The following is a 23,919-nucleotide window of genomic DNA, read 5'->3' as shown; positions in this document are numbered from 1 at the left end:
GAGTCCACTGTGGATCACTACCGGCTTCTCGACCAGGACACCCTGCCCGGGGTGCTGCGTGCCCTCGGCGAGCACTTCGGCGACCACGAGGCCGTGGTCGCCGCCGACGGCCGCGCCACCTTCGCCGGCCTGCTCGGCGCGTGCGAACGCATGGCCGCGGGCTACGTGGCCGCGGGACTGCGGCCGGGCGACCGGGTGGGAGTGCTGCTGCCCAACGGGCTGCGCTGGCTCACCGCGACCCTCGGCGCGCACCTAGCCGGTCTCGTCGCGGTCCCGGTCAACACCTGGTACCGCTCCTCCGAATACGCCTACGTGATCGAGCGGGCCGGGCTGAGGGCGGTCGTCACCGACGACAAGCTGTTCGGCCGCGACGTCCTCGCCGACCTGGCCCAGGCCGGGTACGGCGAGCTCTACGGCGAATCCCGCCGCGACTACCTCGGCGCGCTCACCTGGCCCGCCGGCGCCGAGCTGCCCCCGGCGCTGCCCGCCGGCCCGCCCGTCGACGTCCCGGTCGGCCCCGGCGACCTGGCGGCGATCCTGTTCACCAGCGGCAGCACCGCGAAACCCAAACCGGTCCCGCTGCGCCACGGCCCGCTGGTCGCCAACCCCCGCGAGATCGGCCGCCGCCAGCACCTGCGCCCCGGCGACCGGCTGTGGATCTCGGCGCCGTTCTTCTTCGGCTACGGCACGGCCAACGCCCTGCCCGTCGCCCTCACCCACGCCACCACGCTCTGCCTGCAGGAACGCCTCGACGGCGAGGAGGCGCTGGCCTTCATCGAGCGCGAGCGCTGCACCGTCTACTACGGACTCGCGCCCACCACGCGGGCGTTGCTGTCGGCGCCGTCGTTCGGCAAGCGCGACATCTCGTCGCTGCGCACCGGCACGTGCGGGTTCACCGCCGAGGACAAGCGCCTGGTGATCGAGGAACTCGGCGTCACCCAGGTGTGCAGCATGTACGGGCTCACCGAAGGCTACGGCCACTCCACGGTCAGCGACGCGCTCGATCCGGTCGAGGTCAAGCTGAGCACCTGCGGCACCGCGCTGCCCACGCAGCAGGTCCGGATCGTCGACGACGCCGGCGTGCCGTGCCCGGCCGGGGTGACCGGGGAGATCGAGCTGTCCGGCGCGGTGATCGACGGCTACCTCGACGCGCCCGAACTCGACGCCGACGCCATCCGGCCCGGCGGCTGGTTCCGCACCGGCGACCTGGGGTGGCTCGACGAGCACGGCTGGCTGCACTTCGCCGGGCGGCGCAAGGAGATGATGAAGATCAAGGGCATCAACATCGCCCCCGCCGAGGTCGAGGACATCCTCATCGCGCACGAGGCCGTCGACCAGGCCTTCGTCATGGGCGTGCCCGGCGAGAACGGAGACGAGGTGATGGCCTGCGTGCTGGTGCCCCGCGACCCGGGAGCCGAACAGGACGGGCTCGTCGCCGACCTGACCGCCCACATCCGGGGCCAGGCGGCCGGGTACAAGGTGCCGTCGCGGTTCGTCCTGATGACCGCCGCCGACCTGCCGCTCACCGACACCGGCAAGGTCAGCAAGCTCAAGCTCCGCGAGGTGTTCGATGCCTGACATCCGGTTGCTCACCAGCGGCGCCGGCTTCACCGAAGGCCCCTTGTGGACCAGCGACGGCCGCCTGCTCGTGACCAGCGTGTCCCGCGGCCAGGTCCTCGAACTCGACCACCGCACCGGCGCCGTCGTACGGCGTGTCGAGACCGGCGGCGGCCCCAACGGGCTGGCCGAGGACGAACACGGCCGGGTGTGGGTCGCCCAGAACGGGGGATCGGTGCGGCGGAGCAGCTCACACCGCCCGGCCGCGGCGGGACTGCAGACCCTGCTCGGTGGCACGGTCCTGGACGCCCTCACCACTGGCGTGCGTGCGCCCAACGACCTGGTCCGCGGCCCGGACGGGCGGATCTGGTTCACCGACCCCGGCAGCCCCCACGAGGAGGGGCCCGGCCAGGTGCTCGCCTACGACCCGCGGGACGGCCGGCTCGAAGTGGTGGCCGAGGGGATCGACTTCCCCAACGGGCTGGCCTTCGACGGCGACCGGCTGGTCGTCGCCGCCACCCGCGAACGCCGTCTGCTCGGCTACACCTGGGACGGGGCGTCCCTGCGCTTCGACGGTGTCCTCGCCGCGCTTCCCGGCGGGCCGGACGGCCTGGCGTTCGACGCCGACGGGCGGCTCTACGCGGCCCTGCCCGACGCCGACCGGATCGCCGTGCTCGGCACGGACGGCACCCCGCTGGCGCCGATCCGCTTCCCGGACGGCACCTTTCCGACCAACCTGTGCTTCGCGGGCCCGGCCCGCGACACACTCGTCGTCACGGCGGCCAAGGGCGGCCGGGTGCTCGCCCTCGACGGCGTCGCCACCGGACCCCGGCACCTCGTGCCGCCACCCACCACTGCGAGGACACACCATGCCTGAGCTGAGCACCGAAGAGCAGTTCATCGTCGACACCGTCCGGGACTTCGTGGACCGCGAGGTCCGGCCGGTGGCGCGGGAGCTGGAGCACGACAACACCTATCCGGAGAAGCTCATCGACGCGATGAAGGAGATGGGCATCTTCGGGCTGGCGATCCCGGAGCCGTGGGGCGAGGTCGCGGTGTCGATGCCGTGCTACGTCCAGGTCACCGAGGAGCTGGCGCGCGGCTGGATGAGCCTCGCCGGAGCGATGGGCGGGCACACGGTGGTGTCGAAGCTGATCGCCACGTTCGGCACGCCGGAGCAGCGGGACCGCTACCTGCCGCAGATGGCCACCGGGGAGATCCGGGCGACCATGGCGCTCACCGAGCCGGGCGGCGGATCCGATCTGCAGGCGATGACCACCACGGCCCGGCGCGAGGGGGACCACTACGTCGTCAACGGCGCGAAGACGTGGATCACCAACTCCCGCCGCTCCCAGCTGATCGCGCTGCTGTGCAAGACCGATCCGGCCGCGACGCCCCGGCACGCGGGGATGAGCATCCTGCTGGTGGAACACGGCGACGGGCTCACCGTGTCCCGTGACCTGCCGAAGCTGGGCTACAAGGGGGTGGAGAGCTGCGAGCTGTCCTTCGACGGGTACCGCGCACCGGTGGACGCGCTGCTGGGTGGTGCCGAGGGCGAGGGGTTCGCCCAGATGATGAAGGGCCTGGAAGTGGGCCGGATCCAGGTGGCGTCCCGGGCCCTGGGCGTGGGGCGGGCTGCGTTGGAGGACTCGCTGCGGTACGCCCAGCAGCGGCAGTCGTTCGGTAAGCCGATCTGGCAGCATCAGTCGATCGGGAACTATCTGGCGGACATGGCGACGAAGCTGGAGGCGGCGCGGCAGTTGGTGTTGATGGCTGCTCGTCGGTATGACTCGGGGCAGCGGTGTGACATGGAGGCGGGGATGGCGAAGCTGTTCGCGTCGGAGACGGCGATGGAGGTGGCGTTGAACGCGGTGCGGATCCACGGTGGGTATGGGTATTCGACGGAGTTCGATGTGGAGCGGTATTTCCGGGACGCGCCGTTGATGATCGTGGGTGAGGGCACCAACGAGATCCAGCGTGGCGTGATCGCCCGCCAGTTGATCAACCGGAACCGGATCTGACGCCGTGACCGAGGTCGTGGAGCGCACCGAGGTGTTGTCGCCGGAGCCCGCGCGGGCGCTGGGGGCGTTGCTGGACGTGCCGGTGCCGGACCTGGCCCGCGAGGGGCTGCCGCTGCTGTGGCACTGGTTCTACCTGCTGGAACGCCCGGCGCAGGCGGATCTGGGGCCGGATGGGCATCCGGTGCGCAATGGTGTGCCGGCGCCGCCGGGGCCGGGGCGGCGGCGGATGTGGGCCGGCGGCCGGGTCCGCACGCGCGGGGTGTTGCGGTGCGGGGAGCCGGCGACGCGGCGCACCCGGGTGGCGTCGGTGGCCGACAAGCAAGGCCGGTCCGGGCCGTTGACCTTCGTGACCGTGGAGCACCTGATCTCGCAGGGCGGGCGGGTGGTGGTGGAGGAGCGGCAGGACATCGTCTACCGCCCGGCCGCCGGGAGTCTGCCCGCGGTCTCGGCTGGGGAGGTGGTGCCTGCCGGGCCGGGGGAGTGGGCGATCGAGGTGACACCGACGTTGTTGTTCCGGTTCTCCGCGCTGACCTACAACGCGCACCGGATTCATTACGACCGCGACTACGCCCGCGATGTCGAGGGCTATCCCGGTTTGCTGACCCACGGGCCGCTGCAGGCGCTGGCGATGGCCGAAGCCGCCCGCGCTCTTGGTGTCGGCGGCGAGGTGGAGTTCACCTACCGGCTGGTGTCCCCGTTGTTCGACCACCAGGGGCTGATCACCGCCGCCAGCGAGGAACCGGATGGGGTGACCACGGCGGTGCGGGACCTGTATGGGCGGCAGACCGCCACCGGCCAGCTGCGAGGTGTCGCATGATCGCTGGTGCGCGGAGTTTCCTGTTCGTGCCCGGCCACCGCCCCGACCGGTTCGCCAAGGCCGCCGCCTCCGGTTGTGATGTGGTGGTGCTGGACCTGGAGGACGCCGTCGGCCCCGACCAGAAGGCTTCGGCGCGGGAACATGTCCGGGCGTGGCTGGCATCTGGTGAGGCGGTGGTGCGGATCAACGGCCCCGGCACACCGTGGTTCGACGACGACCTGGCCGCCGTCGCCGACCACGCCACCGCCGTCATGGTGCCCAAGGCCGAAGACCCAGCCGTGCTGGCGTCGATCGGCACGCCGGTGATCCCGCTGATTGAAACCGCGCTCGGCGTGGCGCGGGCAGTGGAGGTCTGCGCCGCGGAGGGCGTGGTGCGGCCCGCGTTCGGCAGCATCGACCTCGCGGCCCAGCTCGGCGTCGACCACCACTCCCACACCGCCCTGCAGCACGCCCGCTCCGCGGTGGTGATCGCCGCCGCCGCGGCCGGCCGCGCCGCCCCGATCGACGGCGTCACCACTGAGCTGGAGGACCCGGCGGTGCTGCGCGCGGACCTGGCGCACGCGATCGAGCTGGGCTTCACCGGCAAACTGTGCATCCACCCGAACCAGATCGACCCCGTCAACGCCGCCTTCACCCCTTCCGGCGAGGAAGTCCAGTGGGCCAAGGAGATCCTGTCCTCGGTCACCGACGGCTCCGTCGGCGTCCACAACGGACAGATGGTGGACCGGCCGGTCGTCCTCCGCGCCCAGGCCATCCTGGCCCGGGCGCGGGAGGAAACCGCCTCTTAGGCGACCGGTCACTTGCCCCATTCGGGACCGCCGTCGGTGGCGGTCTGGCCACCGTCGACGGCGAGACTCGCGCCGGTGATGAACGCCGCCTCGTCGCTGGCGAGGAACGCGATCGCGGCGGCGACCTCGTCGACCTGCCCGGCGCGGCGCAGCGGGATGCGCTCCCACCCTTGTCGAGCAGCGCTTCGTCGGCCATGATCTCCGAAACCATGTCGGTGACGGTCAGGCCGGGGCAGACGACGTTGGCGCGGACACCGTCGGCGCCGTGGTCACAGGCGACCGCGCGGGTCAGGTTCGCCACCGCCGCCTTCGCTGCGCAGTAGGCCGCGTGACTCCAGCCGCCGCCGAGCGAGGAGACCGATCCGACGTTCACGATCGAGCCCTTGCTCTCGGTGAGGGCGGGCAGGGCGGCGCGGATCATGAAGAACACGCCGTCGAGGTCCGCGCCCATGCAGGCACGCCAGTCCTCGTCGCTGGTGGCGGGCACGGAACCGACGAGGTTCATCCCGGCCGCGTTGACCAGCGTGTCGATCCGGCCGAAGCGGTCCAGGGCGGCGGCCACCACGGCGTCGCAGTCGGCGCGGACCGAGACGTCGGCGACGTGGACGAGGACCCGGTCCGCGGGCATCGTCCGGGCAGCTTCGCGCAGCCGTCTTTCGCTGCGCCCGGCGATCACGACGCTCGCTCCTTCAGCGAGCAGGCGGCGGGCGGCGGCCTCACCGATGCCGGAACCGCCGCCGGTGACGACGGCGACCTTGCCAGTGAAGCGGTTCATGGTGTTCCTCCGAGTGTCAGTTGTGGACGGTGACGGGGTAGTCGGCGCCGCGGGTCACGGATTCCCAGCGTGCGAACTCGTCGAGGGCGGCGCGGAACCGGCCGACCGCGGTGTCGTAGGCCTCATTGCCCAGCAGCAGACGCTGCGGGCGGTCCGGCGCCTCGACGGCCTGTACCACGGCGCGGGCGGCGCGGTCGGGGTCGCCGGCCTGGCGACCGACGGACTCGTGGTAGGCCCGGCGTGCCGCGCCCGCGGTCGCGTCGTAGTCGGCGATCGGCTGGGTGGTCTCGGCCGAGGAGCCGGCCCAGTCGGTGCGGAACGCGCTCGGCTCGACGGTCATCACGCCGATGCCCAGCGGAGCGAGCTCGTGGCGAAGGGTGTCGCTGAGGCCCTCGACCGCGAACTTGGTCGCGCAGTAGTAGCCCACGGCCGGGAACCCGGCCAGCCCGCCGATCGAGGTGAGGTTGACGATGACCCCACTGCGGCGGCGGCGCATGCCCGGCAACGCCGCGCGGACCATGCGGGAGACGCCGTGGAAGTTGACGTCGAACAGCGTGCGGATCTGTTCCTCGTCGCTCTCCTCGACAGCCGCGAAGTAACCGACGCCGGCGTTGTTCACCAGAACGTCGATCTGTCCGAAGTGGTCCTCCGCCGCCCGGACAGCCGCCCGCACCTGCTCGTCGTCGGCCACGTCCAGCGGGAGGACCAAGGCCTGCCCGCGGTCGGCCAGATCCGCGATCGTCTCGGTGCGCCGCGCGGTGACGACCACCCGGTGGCCGAGATCGAGCAGATGCTCGGCCAGGCTACGGCCGAACCCGGTCGAGCACCCGGTCACGAACCACACCGATGCCCCTGCGGTCATGTGTTTTCCTTTCCTTGCCTTGACTTCCGGCAGGATCAGGATGCCCGCGGCGACGGACCCGCAGAGCGCGCAAGGTGGCCCACGTTGTCCCCCGACAACCGCAACCACCCAGCCGAGGCCGCTAAACAGCAGGCTGCCGGCGCGCGTACCGGCCGGGAGCTGATCCGGTGACACGGGCGAACGCCGTGCTGAACGCGCTCGTCGAGCCGTAGCCGATCTGCCGGGCGATCTCGGCGATCGATTGGTTCCCTTGCCGCAGAGCGCGTTTGGCGATGGCCATCCGCCAGGACAGCAGGTACTCGATCGGCGTCAGGCCCACACGCTGGGCGAACCGCTCGGCCAAGACAGATCGAGAGATCCGCGCCTCGGCCGCCAGGTCGGCCACCGTCCAGGGCCGGGCGACGTCCGCGTGGATCGCGTGCAGGGCAGCCGCCACCGGCGGGTCGCTCAGGCCCGCCAGGAGGTTGGCCGCCGGGTGCTCCAGCGTCGCCGGAGCACTGCGCAGCGCCTCGACCAGCATCACCTCGACGAGCCGGGACAGCACCAGCGACCCACCGGGCCGGTCCGCGCCGGCTTCGTCCCCGATCAGTTCGAGCAGCTTCGCGATCCGCCCGGCGCCGTCGGTGCCCGCCCGCAGGTGGACCACCGTCGGCAGCAGGTCCAGCAGGAGATGGGCGTTTTCCGGCTCGATCGCGAAATGCCCGGCGAGCAGCCGCACAACTGGCCCGCCCTCGCTGCCCAGTCTCAGGTGGTTGTCCGGGGCGCCGGCCAGCGCCCGTTCCCCGTCGACGACGTCCCCGCCGAGGTCACTGCTGAAAGTGAAGGCGGGTGGGCCGGACAGCAGCAGGAAGTCCCCCTCCGCGAGTGGGACCGGGTCTCCCTCGCACCGCAGCCAGCACTCGCCGGCGGTGACCACACCGAAGTTGACGTCGGAGTTCGCCTCGAACCGCAACCCCCACCGCCCGGAGCCCTCGATCTGCTTCCAGAGGACGACGCGCGGTTGCAGCAGGCCGATCACCTCGGCCAGAGGATCAGTCATCCGGACGCTCGCCAACTATTATCGGAGCTTTGATGATAGACAGTCCGGGTGGCGGCGTCGAGACTTGATGTGTGAGCACAGAAATCCGCAAGACCGTCCTGATCACCGGCAGCTCCTCGGGGTTCGGCAAGGCCACAGCCGAGCTCTTCCTGGACCGGGGGTGGAACGTCGTCGCGACGGCCCGCCGCCCGCTGCCGGAGGACCACCTCGGCCCGGCCACCGAGCACCTGCTGACCCCCGTACTCGACATCACCGACCCGGACTCGATCCAGGCTGCCCTCCGGGACGCCCTGGCCCGGTTCGGCCGGCTCGACTGCGTCGTCAACAACGCCGGCGCCGGGCTGTTCTCCGTCTTCGAGTCCACCCCGATGGCCACCGTCCGGGCGCTGTTCGAGACCAACGTCTTCGGGATGATGCAGGTGACGCAGGCCGCCCTGCCGATCCTCGCGGCCCAGGGCGGCCGTCTGATCGCGATCAGCTCCGGGGCCGGGATCGTCCCCGAGCCACTGCTGTCGGTGTACAGCGCGACCAAGTTCGCCGTCGAAGGCTTCACCGAATCCCTGCGCTACGAGGCGGCCGCGCGCGGGGTCTCGGTCAAGCTCGTCGAGCCCGGCTTGGTGCGGGGGACCAACTTCCTGGCCCGCACCGCCGAAAGCGCTCAGGCCGTCCCCGTCCCCGCCGGTTACGAGCCGCTCGTGCGACAGGTGATGGGCGCGTTCGAGCAGGAGGGGCCCTACCGGCTCGCGACCGCCCGGACGGTGGCCGAAGCCGTCGTCACCGCGGCCGAGGACGACAGCACCCAGCTCCGGTACCTGGTCGGCGAAGACGTCGAATTCTCGGCCCGGATGCGGCGCGAGACGTCCGAAAAGGACTACAACGACTGGGCACTGGCCCGTGTCGGCGCTCAGTGAGCTCGCCGGCGCTCGGAGCTCTGATCGAGGACGGCCGAGGTGATCGCCTGGGTGACCGCTGAGATCGCCGGCGTGGCAGGGCCGGGGAGCCGGGCGACGAGGACCCTGCGGATCTCCGGTGGCGCGCCCTGGACCCGCAGGGGGATCACGCCCGGCGGCAGCACCGGCGACAACCCTTCCGGGATCGTGGTGACGCCGAAACCACCCGCCACCAGATGCAGTTTCGTCAGCCAGTCCCGTGCATTGTGGACGATGTGCGCTCGCCCCGGCAGGCCCGGCCAGACACCGAGCAGTGGCTCCCCGCTCGAGGACGGGCTGGCGATCCACGGCGCGCCGACCAGTTCGTCGACGTGCACGGAAGTGCGGCCAGCGAACGTGCCGGTGGCCGACACCGCCACGAGTAGCTCGGTGTCCTGGACGACCGTGGTGTGCAGCCGCGGCGACTCGCCGTCCGGTGGGCGGTGCGGCGGGCGCGAGGTGAGCACGGCGACGTCGATGGAACCGGTGCGCAACGCCCTGGCCATGCCCGGCGTGGTGCCTTCGCGGGTGGCGACCCGGACCCCGGGCGCCGTCCTGGCGAGCCGGGCGAGCGCGGCGGGCAGGATCACCGGGCCGGCGCTGAGGACCAGCCCGAGCCGCACCAGTTCTGTGCGGGGAGCCGCACCGGTCAGGTCACGCTCGGCCGCGTCCACCGACTCCAGGATCGTCCGGGCATGGCGCAGCAGCGTCAGCCCGCGCTGGGTGAGCCGCACCCCGTCGGTCCGCCGCTCGAACAAGGTGGCTCCGACGCTGCGTTCCAGCGCGATCGCCTGGCGTGAGACCGCGGACTGCGTGTAGCCCAGCTCCGCGGCGGCAGCGGTGAAGCTGCCCGATTCGGCGATCTGACACAGCACCCGGAGGCTCGCGCTCGACACGTCCATGCTGACCACGCATACCAGAGATGCCTGATCATCGCTTCCCGCATGTCCGTGCCGCGCCTAGCGTGGCGGAGGACGAGACAGGAAGGTTTTCCATGCGTGCAGCGACACTCACAGCTTTCGGCTCCCCGCTCAAGGTGCACGACGCGCCGGACCCGCAAACCGGCACCGGCGAGGTGCTGGTCGAGGTCCTGGCGACCTGCGTGCCCCCGTACGCGGCCGATGTGTTCAGCGGAGCCCGGCGCTATCCGCTGGAACTGCCGGTCGTGCCGGGTGTCGGCGGCATCGGCCGGGTGGTGAGCGTGGGGCCGGACGCCACCAAGCTCAAGGTGGGGGACGTGGTGTGGTGCGACTCGACGGTCCGCGCCCGCGACGACGCCCTGACACCGGACATCACGCTGCAGGGTTGGAGCTCCCGCGGCGAGGGCGGCGCCAAGCTGGCCCGGTACTTCCACGACGGGCCGTTCGCCGAACTCATGCGCGTTCCCACGGAGAACGTGTACCCCCTGCCTGCCGGCGCCGCGGCCGATCCCGAACGCTGGTCCGTGCTGGGGGTGCACACCATTCCCTACGGCGGGCTGCTGGCAGGCCGGCTCGAGGCCGGGGAGACGCTGCTGATCAGCGGGGCGACCGGCAACCTCGGCAGCAGCGCGGTGGCCGTCGCGCTCGCCATGGGTGCCGGGCACGTGGTGGCCCCGGGCCGCAACCGGACCGTCCTCGACCTGCTCGCCGACCGGTTCGGCGCGCGGGTGAGCCCGGTCGAGCTCAGCGGAGACGAAGACACCGACCGCGCGGCCATGGCGGCGGCCACCGACGGCCCCATCGACATGGTGCTCGATCTCCTGCCGCCCGAGGCGCCCAGCTCGGTGGCCCGCGCGGCCGCTATGACGGTGCGCGAGTACGGGCGGGTCGTGCTGATGGGTGGCGTCGGCATGCTCGGCGGTGCGGATCTTGCCCTGCCCTACCCCTGGATCATGCGCAACTCGGTGACCGTCCGGGGCCAATGGATGTACCCGCGCGAAGCGAACGTCGGCATGATCCGCCTCATCGCGACGGGAGCACTGGACCTCGCGCCCGAACGCATCACCCGGTTCGGCCTGGACCAGGTCAACGAGGCTGTCGCCCACGCCGCGGCCCACGGCGGCCCCTTCGACCGCACCGTCCTCATGCCGAGGGCCGGCGGTCGCTAGCCGGATGCCGATCGGAACCAGGAAAGCGGGCAACCTCAGCATGTCGGTCGACGGTTTCGGAGCCGCGCTGCGGCCCGGACCCGAGGGCTCCGAGAACGTGCCGCGGCCGTGACCCCGCGCGGTCATCCCTCTGGGACGTCGGTGCAGTAGAGGTTCTCCTCCGATAGCCGGCCGGTGGTCAGGAACGTCACGGTCGCCTGGTCGACGCAGGTGGAGCCTTGGCCGTAGACGTAGTGGCCGCCGTTGTCGGCGCCGACGGAACCCGCGCGCCGGCCGAGGACCTCGGCGAGCCCGAGGCCGTCCTCCCACGGGGTGGCGTTGTCCCGGCGGTTCTGCAGGATCACGGTGTTGCGTGGTCCCTCGGCGGTCACCGCGACGGGCTCCTCGATCGGTTCGGGCCAGAAGGCGCACGCCCAGATGTTGGCGGGCATGCCGGCGGTGAGCGGCCAGGCCGCGCGGTCCGCGGCGGCGCTTCGGGCGCAGGCGTCGACGCCGCGCGACCACCGCGCGTCACCGCAGATCAGTGCCAGAAACATGGTGGCCTGGTTGTCGGCAGGCACTCCCGGTGTGGCCGGCGGCGCGGCGAACACCTGCTGCAGCACCTGGCCGTCCGCCTCCGTGAGCGCGCCGTCGGCCAGGTGCGGGGCGGCCGACCAGAACTGGGCCAGCACCGGCAGGGTCTCGTTGTGCAGCAGGAGGCTGTAGGTGACGTTGCGCAGCATCGATCCGGCCCAGAGCCAGCGGTGTGCCGGGCACCGGCGCGGGGGTGCGGTCGAGGCGGTCGGCGAGTGCCAGGTAGTTGCGGGTGACCTCGTCGGCGGTGCTGCCCAGTCCGAGTACGGCGTCCTGCGCGGCGGCGATCCCGGGCCGCGTCGGGGAAGCGGTCCGCCATGCCCTTGCCCCAGTTGTCCGTCGCGTGGGCCCAGACCTTCCTGGGATCGACGTTGCCCTCCAGGACGACCCTGTCGGCGCGGTCGGGGAACAGCGACGCGTAGACCGCGCCGAGGTAGGTGCCGTAGGACTGGCCCCAGTAGGGAATCTTCTCCTCCCCGAGAGCCACCCGGATGTTGTCCATGTCGCGGGCGGTGTTGGCGGTGGTGAAGAACTTGAGGTCGGTGCCCGCGTTCGTCGCGCACCGCTCGGCGACGGCACGGGCGCGGTCGACGTTCGCGGCGATCGAGCCGTCCGCGGCGGGGTAGGGGAAGAGGCCGGCGACGGACGGGTCGTCCAGACCGCAGCTCCTCGGCGCGCTGTGTGCGACCCCGCGCGGGTCGAAACCGATCAGGTCGTAGGCCGCCAGCACCGACGCCGGCAGGGTCGGCGCCAGGCACCCGGCATGTCCAGGCCGGGCAGGGCCGGACCGCCCGGGTTCAGCAGCAGGACACCGCGCCGCTCCTGGGACTGCGCGGCAGGCAGCTTCGAGACGGCGAGGTCGATGGTGGCGCCGCCAGGGTTTCCGTAGTCGAGCGGAACCTGGACCGCGCAGCAGACGAGCCAGGTATCAAGACTGGCGCCCTTGGCCAGTGGCGGGCACGTGCCCCAGGTGCCGCGGAGGGGGCGGCCACCTCGGCGACGGTCGGTGGCGCGGTCCCGTCCGCCGCGTCATCCGTGTCGCAGCTCGCCACCGTGGCGCCGGCGACCTCAACTGCCCGACGCGGATCCCCTTGGCGTGGACACTTCCGTAGTCCGCACCGGGATCCCCCGAGCGAGCTACCCGAATCGTCGTCTCTGCGGGGATTCCACGCCGGCCGTGTGCTCGTAGCCTTCGTGGCGGTCACCGGTTCGCGGTGGCCACGGTCGACGGGAGGTCCGGAGTGGACGCGGGAGTTGTGGCAAGCACGGGTCACGGAGCTGGGAAGTCCGGCCGCGTTCTGCGGTTTCCGCTCGTGTGGATGCTCGTGGGGATCGCCGGTGTCGGCGGGGTGTCGGCGCTGACCTCCGGCGGGCCGCCGGTGCTGGCCGCCGTCGGGGCCGTCGCGGCGGTCCCCGTCTACTGGCTGGTCATGCGCTACGTCGCGCGGCGGAGCACGCCGGAACTCCTGTCGGCGCGGGCGGTGCTCCGCGCGCTGACCGGCGTCGTGCTCGGGGTCGTGTTCATCGCCACTTCGGTGATCGTCGTGATGACCGAGTTCTCGTTCACCGGGTCCTCGGGCGACAAGGGCGCGATCGTGGCGAGCGTGGTGGCGGTGCAACTGGGAGCGGCGGTGACCGAGGAGCTGATCTTCCGCGGGTTCGCGTTGCAGGCACTGGAACGGTTGTTCGGCAGCTGGGTCGCGCTGGCCGTCACCGCGGTGTTCTTCGGTCTCGTGCACCTGGCCAACCCGGGCGCCACGCTGTGGAGCTCGTTCGCGATCGCCGTCGAGGCCGGTGTGCTGCTCGGCGCCGCGTTCCTGTGGTGCCGCGACATCTGGCTGGCCATCGGCCTGCACTTCGCCTGGAACACCAGCGTGGGGCTGCTCGGCATCCCGGTCTCGGGGCACCCGGGCGCGGGCCTGCTGGTCGCCCAGCCGACCGGCCCCGACCTGCTCACCGGCGGCGGTTTCGGCCTCGAGGCGTCGATCGTGCCCGTCATCGTGAGCCTGGTCCTGGCCGTGCCGATGCTCGTCGCCGCGCGCAGGCGCGGCAACCTGGTGCCGATGCGCCGTCGCTAGACTCCGGCGGGTGCTCGCCGACACGGCCGCCCCCATCCGCGCGGTGGTCCGCCAGTGGCCCCGTCTCCCCGTTCTCGTCAAGGACACCGCGTTGGCGGTGGTCGTCGCGGTGCTGGCCTTCGTGCCCGCGATCTCCCACATCGGGCCGGAGATCGGCGACCTCCCGCGGCGCGACGCCGGCGCGGTGGCCGGCCTGGTGCTGACCCTGGCACTGTGCCTGCCGCTGGCGGTGCGGACCCGGTGGCCCGCCGTGTGCCTCGCCCTCGTCGGCAGCGCGTTCGCCGCCGGTCAGGTGCTCGGCTACCCGGACACGTTCGGCAAGATGGGGCTCCTCCTGGCGTTGTACGCCGCCGGTGCGCACCTCGCCCGGTTCCGTCGCAGGCTGGCGGCGGCGGTCACGGCGGCCTACGCCGTGCTAGCGGTCGTCCTGCACACCCTGGGGGCGCCCCCGCGGTTCCTCGACTACCTCGCGTTCTACTTGATGATGGCGGTGATCTGGTTGGCAGGGACCGGGGTGCGCCGGTGGCGCGCGGAACAGGCCGAACGCGAGCGGCTGGCCGCCGAGGTGGCCACGTCCACCGAGCGGGCGCGGATCGCCCGCGATCTGCACGACGTGGTCACCCACCACGTGACGGCGATGGTGGTCCAGGCCGACGCGGCGCAGTTCCTGCTCGAGGCGGAGCCGGCACGCGCCGGGGACGGGCTGAGCGCCATCAGCGACACCGGGCGCCGGGCGCTCACCGAACTGCGGGCGCTGCTCGACGTGCTCGAGGTGACCGGCGAGTCCCCGGTCCGGACGCCGGCCATCGGGCGGGTGAGCGACCTGGTCGAGCAGGCCCGGTTGTCCGGACAACCCGTCGAATGGACCGAAGAAGGCGTCAGCAGGCCGCAGCCCGTCGACGTGGAACTGGCCGCCTACCGCGTCGTGCAGGAAGCGCTCACCAACGCGATCAAGCACGCGACCGGGCAACCGACCACGGTCCTGCTCCGGCACGGCCGGGAGAACCTGGAGATCGAGGTGACCACCACCGGGCCCGTCACCGCACCGGTGGCGCCGTCCGGCGGACGAGGGCTCCGCGGGCTCCGGGAACGGCTGCGGATGCTCGATGGCGACCTGGTCGCCGGACCACGCCCGGACGGCGGTTTCCGCGTGCACGCCCTGATCCCGGTCGGCGCCGCATGACCGCGCCGATCCGCGTGCTGATCTGCGAGGACCAGGAGCTGGTGCGCACCGGTTACGTCACCGTCCTGTCGGCACCGCCCGACATGACCGTGGTCGGCGAGGCGGCGGACGGCCGCGAGGCGGTGGAGATGGCGCGCCGGTTGCGCCCCGACGTGGTCGTGATGGACATCCGCATGCCCGTCCTGGACGGCATCGAGGCGACCAGGCAGATCGCCGGCCCCGGCGTCGAGGCGCCGCCGAAGGTGCTGGTGGTCACCACCTTCAACGTCGACGCGTACGTCTACGAGGCGTTCCGCGCCGGTGCCAGCGGGTTTCTCCTCAAGGACGCCAAGCCGGCCCAGCTGGTCGAGGGCATCCGCACCATCGCCCGCGGCGAGTCCCTGATCGCCCCGGCCGTCACCCGGGGCCTGATCGGCCACTTCGCGGAACGGCTGCGCCCGGCCGACCCGTCCCGCGCGGCGCGGGACGAGGTCGTGCGGGCCCTGACCCCCCGCGAGCTGGAGGTCTTCGAACAGCTCGCCGCAGGCCTGTCCAACGCCGAGATCGCCGCGGCGCTGGTCCTGTCCGCGGAGACGGTGAAGACCTACGTCTCCCGCATCCTCAACAAGCTCGACCTGCGAGACCGCGTGCAGGCGGTCGTCCTCGCCTACCGGGTCGGCCTGGTGTCCGAAGTGGACTGACGCCGTCGGCGCCCGATCAGCCACTTGTCGAGGGTGGCGCCCTTGGCTCGGCGATCGCGCAGCTGGTAGGCGCGGAGCCAGACCGCCGTCGATGCCGTAGCGGGGAATCCGGTCGTAAGCCTCCGTGCATGCCGCAGAGAACGGCCGGCCGGAGTCTCATCGCACTTCCCCGACCCTGTCGCAGCACCGGCGAACCCGCTGGTCAGCACCTCCCCAGTTGTCGCAAGTCCCGCCTGCGCACGTCCGCGGAGCTTGACGTGACCGAGCTCACCCCTCTACCGTCCAAAACCGCTATACGGTTTTCGAAACCGCAGAACGGTGTGCTTGGAGGATGGATGGCTGAGCCGGGGGTGCGCGTGCTCGGACGCGCGTGCGACGTACTGGATTGCTTCACCGAGGCCGAGCCTCGGCTCGGGGTGGCGGACATCCGCGCCCGCACCGGGCTGCCCGCGACGACCGTCGCGCGGATCGTGTCCACCCTGCTGCAGGAGGGGCTCCTCGTGCGGGAGGGCGACACCTACCGCGTCGGCCTGCGGGTGCTCGTCTGGAGCGCCCCGGCGCGCTCGGGGTCGAGCCTGCTCGGCGTCGCCCGGCCGTTCGTCGAGCAGCTGCGTGACGTGACGGGGGAGAGCGCCGGCCTGTACGTGCGCCAGGGCGCCACCCGCGTGCTGGTGGAGACCGCGTCGTCCCACCACTCCGTCATCTACCGCGGCTACGTCGGCCAGGTGCTCCCGCTGCACGCCGGCGCGGCCGGCAAGTGCTTCATGGCCTTCGACGAGGCCGCCCTCGGGGCCGCGGTCGACGCCGGTCTGGAGCGCTACACCGACTCGACCGTCGTCACGCGCGCGGAGCTGGACCGCCAGCTGGCCCAGGTGCGCGACCGCGGCTGGGCCTTCACCGAGAGCGAGCGCGAGGTGGGCCTGAACTCCGTCGCCGCCCCGGTGATCGGGTTCGGCGGACGACCGGAGGCGGCCCTGGCGATCGGCGGCCCCTCGATCCGGCTCGACCGCGAGGAGGCCGAACGCGTCGGCCCGATCGTCGCCGCCACCGCGCGGGCCATCTCCGCGCGCATGGGGCACGTCCCGGCCGAGGAGTCCGCCGATGTCTGACGCCACCGTGCTCGCCGGACTCCTGCGCCGCGAACGGCTGCTCGTCGCGCCCGGCGTCTACGACGGACTCTCCGCCGCCGTCGTCGCGCGCGCCGGTGCCGAGGCGGCCTACGTCTCCGGCGCGGCCGTCTCCGCCGCCGAAGGACTGCCCGACATCGGGCTCACCACCGTCACCGAGATGGCCCGCGCGATCGCCGTGGTCCGGCGGCACCTGGACGTCCCGGTCATCGCCGACGCCGACACCGGTTTCGGCGACGAGACCAACACCTTCCGCACCGTGCGCACCTACGAAGACGCCGGCGCGGCGGCCGTCCAGCTCGAAGACCAGGTTTTCCCCAAGCGGTGCGGCCACCTCGACGACAAGTCGCTCATCGCCGCCGACGAGTTCGCCCTCAAGATCGAAGCGGCGGTCGCGGCCCGCCGACGGGGAACCCTGATCGTGGCCCGCACCGACGCCATCGCCGTCGAGGGCTTCGACGCCGCGATCGACCGGGCGAAGGCCTACGTCGCGGCCGGCGCCGACGTGATCTTCGTCGAGGCGCCGCAGACCCTCGACCAGGTCGCGGCGATCCCGTCGGCGGTCGGCGTCCCCGTCATCTTCAACGTCGTCCCCGGCGGCAAGTCGCCGGAGGTGTCGCGGGAACAGCTGGAGCAGTTCGGCTACGCCGGCGCGATCCTGCCCGCCGCCACGGTCGGCGCCGCCTTCGCCGCCATGACCCAAGCCATGTCCGACATCGCCGGCGGCAGCCTCGTCTCCGGCCCCGTCACCGGACCGCGCGCCCTGTTCGAAGCCGTCGGCCTCGGCGAGTGGACCGCCCGGAAAGAGGCAGCCCGTGCCTGACACCATCATCGAGCGGATCCTCGCCCGCGCCGCGAGCCTCGACACCGTCCGACCAGGACAGATCGTCACCTGCGACGTCGACATGACCGTGGTGATCGACGTCCAGTTCGCCCACGACCGCCTCGCCGACGTCCGCGCGGTCCACGACCCGGACAAGGTCGCCGTCGTCCTCGACCACGCCGTCCCGGCACCCACCCCGCGCGACGCCGGCCACGGCGCCAAGGCCCGCGCCTTCGTCGCCAAGCACGGCATCGACCGGTTCTACGACATCGGCCGCCACGGCATCGTCCACCAGGTCGTCGCCGAGCAGGGCCTGGTGCTGCCCGGCACCGTCGTGTGCTGCACCGACTCCCACACCTGCGCCGGCGGGGCGCTGAACTCCGCCGCGCGGGGGCTGGGGCCGCTGGAGATCCTCCAAATGCTGTGCACCGGCCGGTCCTGGTACCGCGTGCCGCCGACGATCCGCTACGAGCTCACCGGCACGAAACCCGCCCACGTCAACGGCAAGGACATCTTCCTGACGATCTCCGGCCGCTACGGCGACGCCACCGATCACGCGCTCGAGTTCGGCGGCCCCGGCTTGGCGTCGGTGCCGATGTCCGACCGGCGGACCATCGCCACACAGGGCGCCGAGATCGGCGCCGACTTCACGCTGTTCCCGTGCGACGCGCTCACCGAGGAGTTCCTGGCCGAGGTAACTCCGGGCACGGACTACACCCGCAGCGACCCGGACCCGGACGCTGTCTATGCCGACGTGCGGACGCTCGATCTTAGTGCCGTCGAGCCGATGGTCGCCCTGCCGGGCACCGTCATCAACAACGCCGTACCGCTGTCCGGCCTCGACCGCACGCGCATCGACCAGGCGTTCATCGGGTCCTGCGCCAACGGGCAGCTCGCCGACCTGGAGGTCGCGGCCCGCGTCGTCGAGGGCCGCAAGGTCGCGCCGGGCGTGCGGCTCATCGTCACCCCGGCCTCCCAGCAGGTCTACCTGGAGGCGGTCCGGCGCGGCTACGTCAGCACCCTCGTCGAGGCCGGTGCCGTGGTCACCAACTCCACGTGCGGCGCGTGCTTCGGCTATCACATGGGCGTGCTCGCCCCGGGCGAAGTGTGCGTCACCTCCAGCACCCGCAACTTCCGCGGCCGCATGGGCAGCACCGAGGCGCAGGTCTACATGGCCTCGCCCGCCACCGTCGCGGCGTCCGCGCTCACCGGCTACATCGCCGGGCCCGACCAGGTCGCGGGGGTGGCGGCATGACCTCACCCCTGCGCGCCCGGGGACGGGCCTGGGTGTTCGGCGACGAGATCAACACCGACGACATGTACCCGGGCTTCGCGATGAAGCTGCCCGTCGAAGAAGCGGCGCAGCACATGTTCGACGCCACCCGGCCCGGCTGGCCCAAGCTCGTCGAGGCGGGTGACATCGTGGTCGCGGGGCGCAACTTCGGCCTCGGCTCCAGCCGCGCGTGCGCCGAGCTGTTCGTCCACCTGGGAATCTCGTGCCTGGTCGCCGAACAGTACAACTCGCTGTTCCACCGCAACGCCCTCAACTACGGGCTCCCGGCGCTCACCGTGCCGGACGCGCGCACGTTGATCGACGAGGGCGACGTCCTCGACATCGACGCGGCCGCGGGCCTGCTGCGCAACGAAACCCGGGGGACCGAGCACCACATCGAGCCCCTGCCCGCGTTCGTCGTCGAGCTCATCGCCGGCGGCGGGCTGATCAACCGCCTGGAAGCCGCCGGCTTCCTGGATCGCAACGACGCGACCACAGGAGGAAACACATGAAGCGCGCGACAGCTCTGATCGCCGGCGCGGCCGCCGCCGCACTGGTGCTCAGCGGATGCGGAGGAAGCGCGGACACGGCCGGCGTGACCTCGTTCGACATCGCGGTCAGCAACGCCTCCGAGCCCTACTCGATCCCCTGGCTGGTCGGCAAGGACCAGGGTTTCTTCGCCAAGCGCGGCGTCACCATCGGCGAAATCGTGCCGGGCAAGGGCGGCGGCACCACCGTGCGCAACATGCTCAGCGGCGACCTGCCCATGGCCGACGTCGGTTTCACCTCGGTGCTGGAGTCCAGCGAGGCGGGCACCCCGCTGACCGTGGTGGCCGGCGCGACGCAGAGCGTCTACGGCCTGGACTTCTACACACTCGACACCAACACCCGCGTGCAGACCATCTCCGACGTCCGGAAGTGGGCCTACACCAACCCGCAGTCGGTCACCCAGTCCCTGACCTACATCCTGCCCAAGGTCGCGGGCGCGACCCAGGACATCGAGCGGGTCTCCTCCGGCGGTGTCGGCGAGGGAGTGGCGCTTCTGGAGGCCGGGTCCGTCGACGTCGCCGTCGTCCCGCCTTCGGTGGTGGCCAAGACCGGCAAGTTCCGGGTGGTCGTCTCCAGCGCCGACTACCTGAAGAAGTTCCAGCAGAGCGTGATCACCACGACCCCGGAGTTCGCCGAGCGCAACCCGGACACCGTCAAGGCCGTGGTCGCCGGCTACGCCGAGGCCGTCGACTTCATCCGCGCCAACCCCGCCAAGGCCGCCCAGCTCTACGCCGACTACATCGACATCGACGTCGCCGCGGCGACCACGATCGTCGAAAAGGCCATCAGCTACGACAACTGGGGCGCCGGTTTCGACGCCGAAGCGATCCAGCAGGCCGTCGAGGCCCAGCGCCTCGCCATGAACCGCGGCGACCTGAAGTTCTGCGACCTGTTCCAGAAGACCTACCTGCCCGCGAACGTGCCCGCCACGCTCCCGGCCGAATGCGAGGGCACCCGGTGAACACGCAGACGCAGGCGCAGCGCGGCACCGCGTCCACCACGACCACGCCGATCGTGCGGGTCGAAGGCGTGGAACAGCACTTCGGCCCCGTCCACGCGCTCGGACCCGTCGACCTCACCATCGGACGCGGCGAATTCGTGTCCATCGTCGGGCCCAGCGGGTGCGGCAAATCGACCCTGCTGGAGATCATCGGCGCCCTCCAGGACCCGGCGCGCGGCCGCGTCGAAGTGGACGGCGCGCCGCTGACCGGTCCCCGCCGGCGCACCGCGATCGTCTTCCAGGAGTCGGCGACCCTGCCGTGGCGCACCGTCGTCGACAACGTCGCCTTCGCGCTGGAGGTGCGCGGCGTCGGCCGCAAGGAACGGCGGGAACGGGCCAGGGAACTCGTCGAGGTCGTCGGGCTCGGCGGCTTCGAGAACCACTACCCGGCGCAGCTGTCCGGCGGCATGCGGCAACGCGTCGCCATGGCCCGCGCGATGTCCATGGACCCGGACCTCATCCTCGCCGACGAGCCGTTCGGCGCGCTCGACGAGCAGACCCGCATGCTGATGGCCGAGGAACTCCTCCGCGTCGTCGAGACCATCGGGTGCGGCGTCCTGTTCATCACCCACAGCATCCAGGAGGCGGTGCTGCTGTCGGACCGCGTGCTCGTGATGGGCCGCCGCCCCGGCACGTTCATCGACGAAGTCCCCGTCGGCCTGCCCCGGCCGCGCGCGCACGCCGCACTGGCCGAACCGGCGGCGACGGCGGCCCAGGAGCGGATCTGGGCGCAGATCCGCACCGAGGCCGAGGTCGCGATGAGGAGCGAGCGATGAAGCCCCGGTCCTCCGTCGTCCCGTCCTACGTGCGGCCGACCCCGCGCCGGGTCGCCGGGCTGCCGTCCCCGGCGTGGACGCTCGTCCTCGTCATCGGGGCCATCGCCGCCATCGAGCTGTACGCGCGGTCCGGCGCCGTGTCCCGGCTCGACCTCATCCCGGTCAGCGAGATGGTCGCCCGCGCGATCGAGCTGCTCGGCGACCGCGAGTTCGTCGTCGGCGCGCTGCTGCGCAGTGTCCTGCTCATCTGCGTCAGCTTCGCCGCCTCAGCGGTCGCCGGGGTCGCCGTCGCCTACGCCATGGCCCGGTCCCGGTGGGTGCACCGGGCCGTCAAGCCCTACGTCAACGTCTTCTACGCGCTGCCGGTCTTCGCGCTCTACCCGGTGATGGTGGTGATGTTCGGGACCGGCGTGCTGCCCATCGTCCTGCTGGCCACGTTGTTCAGCGTCGTCATCGTCATCGCGAACGCCCTGGTCGGATTCGAGTCGGCGCCACCGATCGTCACCAAACTCGCCCGGTCCCTGGAGATGACCCGGGCGCAGCAGCTGCGCAAGATCCTGCTGCCCTCGGCGTTGCCGGACATCCTCGCCGGGCTGAAACTCGGCCTGGCGTACGCGATCATCGCCGTGCTGGCCACCGAGTTCATCCTCGCCACCACCGGGCTCGGGCAGGTGGTCAACCGGGCCTACAACAACTTCGACACCCTCGACATGTACGCGGGCATCGTGTTCGTCAGCGTCTTCGCGCTGCTCGCCAACCTCGCGCTCGGGGCGGCGCTGAGCGCGTTCGACTGGCGGCGGCGATGAGCGCCCGCCGGAGCCCCGGATGGGTGCCGCCGCTGGTCCTCGCCGTCGCCCTCGTGGCGGTGTGGACGGTGACGGCGGCACTGGCCGACAGCGCTGTCTACCCAGGCCCCGGGGAGGCCCTGCAGGGCCTGCAGTCGGATATCACCGACAGCCGGTTTCTCGGCAGCGTCGGCGACACCGCCCGCGTGCTGCTGCTGTCCTACGCCGCGGCCATCGCCGCCGGAGCGGTCACCGGCATGCTCCTCGGCCTGAGCGCGTTCTGGTCGCGGGCCACCCTGCCCGTGGTGTACGCGCTCAACAGCGTCCCCAAGATCGTGCTGTACCCGATCTTCCTGCTGTTCCTCGGCATCGGCGACCTCAGCAGGGGTTCCTTCGCCTTCGTGTCCGGGGTCCTGCCGATGTTCCTGATCATGGTCGAGGCCACCGCCGGGGTGCGCCGCCTGCACCTGAAGCTGTCGGCGAGCCTGGGCATGTCCCGGTGGTCCCTGCTGCGGCGAATCGTGGTGCCCAGCGTGCTGCCCTCGCTCGCCTCGGGCATGCGCCTGTGCTTCGGCCTCACGCTGATCGGCCTGCTGCTGGCCGAGATGTTCTCCGGCTCCTCCGGCCTGGGCTACGAGTTGCTGCGCAACCTGTCGCTGGCGCGGGTGGAGAACATCATCGGCGAGGTCCTCCTGATCGGGTTGCTCGCGCTCGTGCCGACGCTCGCGCTGCAGCAGCTGGAAACCCGCATCCGCAACCGTTACGAGGTGAGCGTGTGAACCCGACCGACCCCGACGGCGTGACCGGGCGGCTGGCAACCTGGATCGCCGGCCTGCGGTACGACGACATCCCGGAAGCAGTGCGCGAGCGGGCGCGGCACCTCCTGCTCGACGGGCTGGTGTGCGCGCTGGTCGGCGCCCGGCTGCCGTGGTCCGAGCGGGCCGTGGACGCCGTGCTCGCCCTGGAGGGCAAGGGCGACGTGCCGTTGCTGGGCTGGGACCGCACCACCTCCGCCCCGGCGGCGTGCCTGCTCAACGGCACCTTCATCCAGGGTTTCGAACTGGACGACTACCACGTGCGGGCGCCGCTGCACAGCAACTCGCTCGTCATCCCGAGCGCGGTCAGCACCATCGCGGCCCTCGACCGCACGGTGTCCGGGCGGGACCTGCTCACGGCGCTGATCGCCGGGTACGAGGTCGGTCCCCGGGTGGGGCTGGCGCTGCACGGCGCCGAAATGCTGTCCCGCGGCTGGCACTCGGGCGCGGTGTTCGGCACCCACGCCAGCGCCGCGACGTCGGCGTGGTTGCGGCGCTTGGACGCCGCGCGCGTCGAGGACGCCCTCGGGCTGGCCGCGACCCAGTCGGCCGGGCTGATGGCCGCCCAGTACGAGGCCATGTCCAAGCGGATGCACCACGGCTTCGCCGCCCGCAACGGCCTCTACGCCGCCGCGCTCGCCGAAGCCGGCTACACCGGGATCAAGCGGGTCTACGAGCGCGAGTACGGCGGGTTCCTCGCCACCTTCGGCGAGGGACACGACCCACGCGCGGACCTGATCACCGCAGGGCTGGGGGAGGAGTGGGTGCTCACCGACACCGGCGTCAAGGCCTACGCGGCCATGGCCGCCACCCACGCGCCGATCGACTGCGCGCTGGAAGCCCGCTCGCGCGGCATCACGGCCGACGACATCGCGGCCATCACCGTGGAGGTGTCCCACGCCGCCTACCACCACGGCTGGTGGCGGCCGGAGCGTCCACTGGAGACGATCGGCGCGCAGATGAACATCGGCTACGCCGTGTCGGTCGCCCTGCTGGACGGCCAGGTCCTCGCCGGGCAGTTCACTCGCGACCGGATCGCCGCCGACGACGTGTGGTCGGTGCTGGATCGTGTCGAGGTCCGCCACTGCCCGGACTTCGACACGCCCCAGGACCGGTTCCGCACCCGCATGCGGCTCGCGCTGCGCGACGGCGGCACCGTGGAGATCGAGGTGGACGGCCCGCTCGGCGGCCCGACGCGGCCGCTGCCGAACCCGGCCGTGGTGGACAAGGCGCGCCGCCTCGCCGAGTCGATCGGCATCACCGGCCGGTGGGCGCGCATCGAGCGGTTGGTGCTGGACCTCGACTCCCTGCCCGATGCGTCGGTCCTGTTCGGCGAACTCGCGGCCGCCGTGCCCGCGCTGCCCGTGACGCTCTGAGAGG

Annotated in this window: 23 protein-coding genes and 2 pseudogenes; 19 read left to right on the top strand and 6 right to left on the bottom strand. The window is 72.0% G+C overall.

The window, feature by feature from the left end; translation table 11 throughout:
• Positions 1–9: 9 nt before the first annotated feature.
• Genes AMY39116_RS0301290 through AMY39116_RS0301270 form a run of 5 tightly spaced genes read left to right on the top strand, consistent with a single transcriptional unit; the run spans position 10 to position 5,183 of the window.
• Complete coding sequence (locus AMY39116_RS0301290) at positions 10–1,578, top strand: class I adenylate-forming enzyme family protein (RefSeq protein ID WP_020415904.1); 1,569 nt, start codon at positions 10–12, stop codon at positions 1,576–1,578.
• Entirely contained in the window at positions 1,571–2,434 is an 864-nt protein-coding gene (locus AMY39116_RS0301285) for an SMP-30/gluconolactonase/LRE family protein (protein WP_020415903.1), read from the top strand. The genes AMY39116_RS0301290 and AMY39116_RS0301285 overlap by 8 nt, the downstream gene beginning before the upstream one ends.
• On the top strand, positions 2,427–3,578 hold the full coding sequence (locus AMY39116_RS0301280; RefSeq protein ID WP_020415902.1) for an acyl-CoA dehydrogenase family protein: 1,152 nt from the start codon (positions 2,427–2,429) through the stop codon (positions 3,576–3,578). The genes AMY39116_RS0301285 and AMY39116_RS0301280 overlap by 8 nt, the downstream gene beginning before the upstream one ends.
• A gap of 4 nt (positions 3,579–3,582) precedes the next feature.
• Positions 3,583–4,395, top strand: a complete 813-nt coding sequence (locus AMY39116_RS0301275; protein WP_020415901.1) for a MaoC family dehydratase N-terminal domain-containing protein — start codon at positions 3,583–3,585, stop codon at positions 4,393–4,395.
• The gene (locus AMY39116_RS0301270) at positions 4,392–5,183 is read left to right on the top strand and encodes a CoA ester lyase (RefSeq protein WP_020415900.1); all 792 of its coding nucleotides are present in this window, start codon (positions 4,392–4,394) and stop codon (positions 5,181–5,183) included. Before AMY39116_RS0301275 ends, AMY39116_RS0301270 begins: the two co-directional genes overlap by 4 nt.
• An 8-nt stretch (positions 5,184–5,191) precedes the next feature.
• Here the strand turns inward: AMY39116_RS0301270 and AMY39116_RS41980 are convergent.
• The 3 genes and pseudogenes from AMY39116_RS41980 to AMY39116_RS0301255 form a co-directional block, all read right to left on the bottom strand.
• Positions 5,192–5,958, bottom strand: a pseudogene (locus AMY39116_RS41980) (SDR family NAD(P)-dependent oxidoreductase).
• A 16-nt stretch (positions 5,959–5,974) separates the two neighbouring features.
• Positions 5,975–6,820 (bottom strand): oxidoreductase, encoded by an 846-nt coding sequence (locus AMY39116_RS0301260; RefSeq protein WP_020415898.1) that lies wholly within the window; start codon positions 6,818–6,820, stop codon positions 5,975–5,977.
• 121 nt (positions 6,821–6,941) lie between these two features.
• Positions 6,942–7,859 (bottom strand): AraC family transcriptional regulator, encoded by a 918-nt coding sequence (locus AMY39116_RS0301255; RefSeq protein WP_020415897.1) that lies wholly within the window; start codon positions 7,857–7,859, stop codon positions 6,942–6,944.
• Between the two features lie 71 nt (positions 7,860–7,930).
• On the opposite strand from AMY39116_RS0301255, the gene AMY39116_RS0301250 reads away from it, so the two are divergent.
• On the top strand, positions 7,931–8,770 hold the full coding sequence (locus AMY39116_RS0301250; protein WP_020415896.1) for an SDR family oxidoreductase: 840 nt from the start codon (positions 7,931–7,933) through the stop codon (positions 8,768–8,770).
• On the opposite strand, the gene AMY39116_RS0301245 is transcribed toward AMY39116_RS0301250, so the two are convergent.
• Positions 8,764–9,690 (bottom strand): LysR family transcriptional regulator, encoded by a 927-nt coding sequence (locus tag AMY39116_RS0301245; RefSeq protein ID WP_020415895.1) that lies wholly within the window; start codon positions 9,688–9,690, stop codon positions 8,764–8,766. The genes AMY39116_RS0301250 and AMY39116_RS0301245 overlap by 7 nt on opposite strands.
• 92 nt (positions 9,691–9,782) lie before the next feature.
• On the opposite strand from AMY39116_RS0301245, the gene AMY39116_RS0301240 reads away from it, so the two are divergent.
• Positions 9,783–10,877 (top strand): alcohol dehydrogenase catalytic domain-containing protein, encoded by a 1,095-nt coding sequence (locus AMY39116_RS0301240; protein ID WP_020415894.1) that lies wholly within the window; start codon positions 9,783–9,785, stop codon positions 10,875–10,877.
• A 122-nt stretch (positions 10,878–10,999) separates the two neighbouring features.
• Here the strand turns inward: AMY39116_RS0301240 and AMY39116_RS47290 are convergent, their stop codons facing one another.
• Both AMY39116_RS47290 and AMY39116_RS47285 read right to left on the bottom strand, forming a co-directional pair.
• A complete protein-coding gene (locus AMY39116_RS47290) occupies positions 11,000–11,599 on the bottom strand; it encodes an alpha/beta hydrolase (protein WP_020415892.1) in 600 nt (199 codons plus the stop codon).
• A gap of 158 nt (positions 11,600–11,757) precedes the next feature.
• A pseudogene (locus tag AMY39116_RS47285) lies at positions 11,758–12,180 on the bottom strand (alpha/beta fold hydrolase); the annotation flags it as partial.
• Positions 12,181–12,769: 589 nt separating this feature from the next.
• On the opposite strand from AMY39116_RS47285, the gene AMY39116_RS0301225 reads away from it, so the two are divergent.
• The 12 genes from AMY39116_RS0301225 to AMY39116_RS0301170 all read left to right on the top strand — a co-directional run bounded on the left by AMY39116_RS0301225 (position 12,770) and on the right by AMY39116_RS0301170 (position 23,915).
• Entirely contained in the window at positions 12,770–13,528 is a 759-nt protein-coding gene (locus AMY39116_RS0301225; RefSeq protein WP_084506001.1) for a CPBP family intramembrane glutamic endopeptidase, read from the top strand.
• 10 nt (positions 13,529–13,538) lie between these two features.
• Positions 13,539–14,711, top strand: coding sequence for a sensor histidine kinase (locus tag AMY39116_RS0301220; RefSeq protein WP_020415888.1), 1,173 nt, complete (start codon positions 13,539–13,541; stop codon positions 14,709–14,711).
• Positions 14,708–15,391: a response regulator transcription factor gene (locus AMY39116_RS0301215; RefSeq protein WP_020415887.1), complete on the top strand. Its 684-nt coding sequence runs from the start codon at positions 14,708–14,710 to the stop codon at positions 15,389–15,391. The genes AMY39116_RS0301220 and AMY39116_RS0301215 overlap by 4 nt, the downstream gene beginning before the upstream one ends.
• 335 nt (positions 15,392–15,726) lie before the next feature.
• Positions 15,727–16,500, top strand: a complete 774-nt coding sequence (locus AMY39116_RS0301210; RefSeq protein WP_020415886.1) for an IclR family transcriptional regulator — start codon at positions 15,727–15,729, stop codon at positions 16,498–16,500.
• The gene (locus tag AMY39116_RS0301205) at positions 16,493–17,341 is read left to right on the top strand and encodes an oxaloacetate decarboxylase (RefSeq protein ID WP_020415885.1); all 849 of its coding nucleotides are present in this window, start codon (positions 16,493–16,495) and stop codon (positions 17,339–17,341) included. The genes AMY39116_RS0301210 and AMY39116_RS0301205 overlap by 8 nt, the downstream gene beginning before the upstream one ends.
• On the top strand, positions 17,334–18,596 hold the full coding sequence (locus tag AMY39116_RS0301200) for an aconitase/3-isopropylmalate dehydratase large subunit family protein (protein WP_020415884.1): 1,263 nt from the start codon (positions 17,334–17,336) through the stop codon (positions 18,594–18,596). The genes AMY39116_RS0301205 and AMY39116_RS0301200 overlap by 8 nt, the downstream gene beginning before the upstream one ends.
• Entirely contained in the window at positions 18,593–19,126 is a 534-nt protein-coding gene (locus tag AMY39116_RS0301195; RefSeq protein WP_039791041.1) for a 3-isopropylmalate dehydratase, read from the top strand. Before AMY39116_RS0301200 ends, AMY39116_RS0301195 begins: the two co-directional genes overlap by 4 nt.
• Positions 19,123–20,124 (top strand): ABC transporter substrate-binding protein, encoded by a 1,002-nt coding sequence (locus AMY39116_RS0301190; protein WP_020415882.1) that lies wholly within the window; start codon positions 19,123–19,125, stop codon positions 20,122–20,124. The genes AMY39116_RS0301195 and AMY39116_RS0301190 overlap by 4 nt, the downstream gene beginning before the upstream one ends.
• The gene (locus tag AMY39116_RS0301185) at positions 20,121–20,939 is read left to right on the top strand and encodes an ABC transporter ATP-binding protein (protein WP_020415881.1); all 819 of its coding nucleotides are present in this window, start codon (positions 20,121–20,123) and stop codon (positions 20,937–20,939) included. Before AMY39116_RS0301190 ends, AMY39116_RS0301185 begins: the two co-directional genes overlap by 4 nt.
• Positions 20,936–21,745 carry an ABC transporter permease gene (locus tag AMY39116_RS0301180; RefSeq protein WP_020415880.1) on the top strand — a complete coding sequence of 270 codons (810 nt, stop codon included), beginning with the start codon at positions 20,936–20,938 and terminating at the stop codon, positions 21,743–21,745. The genes AMY39116_RS0301185 and AMY39116_RS0301180 overlap by 4 nt, the downstream gene beginning before the upstream one ends.
• Positions 21,742–22,503, top strand: coding sequence for an ABC transporter permease (locus AMY39116_RS0301175; protein ID WP_027935533.1), 762 nt, complete (start codon positions 21,742–21,744; stop codon positions 22,501–22,503). The genes AMY39116_RS0301180 and AMY39116_RS0301175 overlap by 4 nt, the downstream gene beginning before the upstream one ends.
• Positions 22,500–23,915, top strand: coding sequence for an MmgE/PrpD family protein (locus AMY39116_RS0301170; RefSeq protein ID WP_020415878.1), 1,416 nt, complete (start codon positions 22,500–22,502; stop codon positions 23,913–23,915). The genes AMY39116_RS0301175 and AMY39116_RS0301170 overlap by 4 nt, the downstream gene beginning before the upstream one ends.
• Positions 23,916–23,919: the final 4 nt, after the last annotated feature.

It is taken from the genome of Amycolatopsis sp. ATCC 39116 (assembly GCF_000231075.2).
Lineage (GTDB): Bacteria > Actinomycetota > Actinomycetes > Mycobacteriales > Pseudonocardiaceae > Amycolatopsis_E > Amycolatopsis_E tucumanensis.
The sequence above is the reverse complement of the archived record's forward strand: the minus strand, read 5'-3'. Positions and strand labels throughout refer to the sequence as shown.